The 2,815-nt window shown below is 58.2% G+C and carries 2 protein-coding genes; both read right to left on the reverse strand.

Translation table 11 applies throughout. The annotated features are described in order from the left end of the window. The coding region (locus CW742_RS09935) for a M3 family metallopeptidase (RefSeq protein ID WP_292419858.1) at positions 1 to 1,914 on the reverse strand (1,914 nt) is incomplete at its 3' end. A 417-nt stretch (positions 1,915 to 2,331) separates the two neighbouring features. Next, on the reverse strand, positions 2,332 to 2,815 hold a 484-nt coding region (locus CW742_RS09940), incomplete at its 5' end, for a hypothetical protein (RefSeq protein WP_292419860.1).

Consider the following 2,815-nt stretch of genomic DNA (forward strand, 5'->3'; position numbering starts at 1 on the left):
ATTCAGGGCGTACACTTTAGCCCAGAGATAACTGTAATACCCTGCATCGTACCCGTCCATGACATGGTCGAACGATGCCGGCTGGTGCGTTCCTGCAGCCGGGGGTATGCCCCACACTTCCTTGTACGTCCGGTACCATATGTCGGTCACGTTGACGGCTCCTGTTGACGTGTGGAAGCGCATGTCCTCCAGAGATTTCTCCATCCGGCTGCTGTACGTACTTCCCATCGTGGCTTTATGTGCAGCAATGACCCGGTCGCGGAGGTCCGGGGGGATCTTTTGAGAGGAATTGGTATAATGGCCTGACAGGGATTCCAGCACCTGCGGGTCCCAGACCCACTCCTCAAGGGCCTGCGACGGGGTCTCGATGAAATCCCACTCAACGCTGGTCCCGGACATCGTACCATACGGCGCGGTCGTGAGAAGGCTGTGCATGGCATGCCCGCCTTCATGGAAGAGCGTCTCAAGATCGTACGGGGTCAGGAGCGAGGGCCGGTCCCCCGACGGGGCCTGGAAATTTGCAACGATGGCCACAACCGGGACCGTGTATGAACCATTGTTCTGTCTCCCTTTGATAACCTCTGACTCGGAGAACCACCCGTCCTTGCCTTCCCGGGGATACAGGTCGAGATACAGGTACCCGACCGTGGCATTGTTGGAGAGGTTCCTTACAGCGAACAGGCGCACCTCAGGCGACCAGACCGGAGCACCCTTCACCTCGTCGAACCGGACGCCAAAGAGGTTACCATAGATCGAGAACATTCCCGCAAGTGCGTTGTCCATCGGGAAGTATTGCCGTACCTCCTCATCGCTGTACATATACTGCCGTTTCTTCTGGATCTCCTGCAGGTATGCGATATCCCAGGGATCGAGCGCTGTTGCCCGGGGATCGATCTCGTTCTTGATCGCGAGGAGCTCCGAAAATTCCAAGGCGGTTTTCTCCCGCAGGGGTTTCTGTAGCGACGTGAGGAACGTCATGGCATTCGCGGTGCTTTTTGCCATCCGCCCGTCCAGCCGGAAGTCGGCCCAGGTGGCGTACCCGAGCTCCTGTGCAGCCTGTTGGCGGAGACCGATCGCCTGTTCAAGCAGGGGGATGTTCGCCTCTGCCTGCCGGTTATAGTAGGCAGCGTACATCTTCTTCCGGGTCTGGCCCGATTCAGCGCTCGCCATCACAACTATGTAATCCGGGTATTTCGTAGTGACGAGATACGTCCCCTGCGGCGTCTGTTTAAAGCCGGCAATCGATGCGGACGGGACGCCGCCCAGTTCCCCCGCCGTGAACTCGATCGTGGTGTTGTCGTTGTTCAGGTTGTACATGTACTGCGATTCAAGCGCACTCAGGTCTGCCCGCAGTGCCCTGACCTTTGCGAGCCGATCATCGGGAAGTGCAAGCCCGTTGTGCTCGAACTCCCGGAGGGTCTCATTGTAGAGCCGGGATTCATCGGGGGTCCGCGGCACCGGGCCCTTCAGCGCATCGTACAGGTCGCGCCGGGTCGTTACCCCGTTGAGGAAGATTTGGGAGGATGTTGCGACCTTGCTGCCTTCCTCGGCTATGGCAGGATCCGGGTACACATACCGCATGAGGATGAGGGGCCCGATGGCATCGTTGTAATCCGATATCACCCGGTCATACGCAAGGAGTGTGTTGTCGACCGTACGCTCTTGTGGGGGAAGTAGAGCGATCGCGTTGAGCGAGGCAGTGGCGGTTTTTTCCGCCTGGTCATTAAGCCGGGTAATTTCCCCGGCCGCATACCGGGCCGGGATCGGTGCTGCCGGTCCCGTGCCATTCTGTCCCGGAGTGCCTGCCGGCGTTCCGTTCGAAAGACACCCAGCGATGAGTGAGAGCGTGATAATGAGCGCAACCGCGCTTGCAGCAAGAGAATAATTCAGGATGTTCCGGAGGTCTGTCTGCATGGACGATCTGTACTACCTGCGCTATAACGAATGATAAAAGATCCGGGGGATGGGACCAGGGTATCCCTCGGGCGATCTTTTGTGGGGAGCCCCGGATCCGGTGATCCGGCCGCCGGAATACCCCCCTATAGCCTGATCGGCACCGACTTTCGCGATCTATTAGGGTTCTATTAGCGCAATTTAGGCCTACCGTCGTAAAACCCCCAAAATCGGAGGCGAAAATGGGCGTTTCCGGGAGTTTATGTCAGGTCATCCGGGTGAATAGGTCAGGTTCACGGTTTCTGAAAAAAACGCGATAATAGTAAAGAAGGATAAAATAGCCCCTGATCGGAAAAATACGCCCAATTTAAAAATCTGACTGGTCATCTGACCAGGAAGATGAGAAGCACTCGTCAGAGTTCTTAGAAAACAGGACTTTCAGGTTGAGGGAGTACTCCCCTGTGGATCTTTCTCCCCCGGAGACTGCACTTCCGACGGGGAGATGGCCTTCTCAGCCAAGTGCAGATTCCGGGTCTTCGCCTTCCCAGCCAGTTCCTTTCTCCGGCGCCGGAGGTATCGCACCGGCCCCGGCACCTGGTCGGGCCGCACTACGGCACCAGCCGGCAACGGTTCGCCATCGCTCCCGAGCTCGATGACCCCGTTGTCCATGACCCGGAAGAACCGGATGAAATAATCCTGCGACACCCCCCAGAGCTCGCGGGAGATCTGGGGGCAGGACGGGTACATCTTAAGGCCCGCGATCTCTGATGCCGCATCGCCGTTGAGCGATTCTTTCGTGCAGCCCATCTGCCGCAACCGCTGTATCCGGACTTCGGCAAGCATTCCCGGGCGAACGATCGCAAACGTTGCGATGCTGCCCGGCCCGCGTTCGTACATCCGGACGAGACCCCGCTTCACAGCA

The organism is Methanoregula sp., from assembly GCF_002835825.1.
Taxonomy (GTDB): domain Archaea; phylum Halobacteriota; class Methanomicrobia; order Methanomicrobiales; family Methanospirillaceae; genus Methanoregula.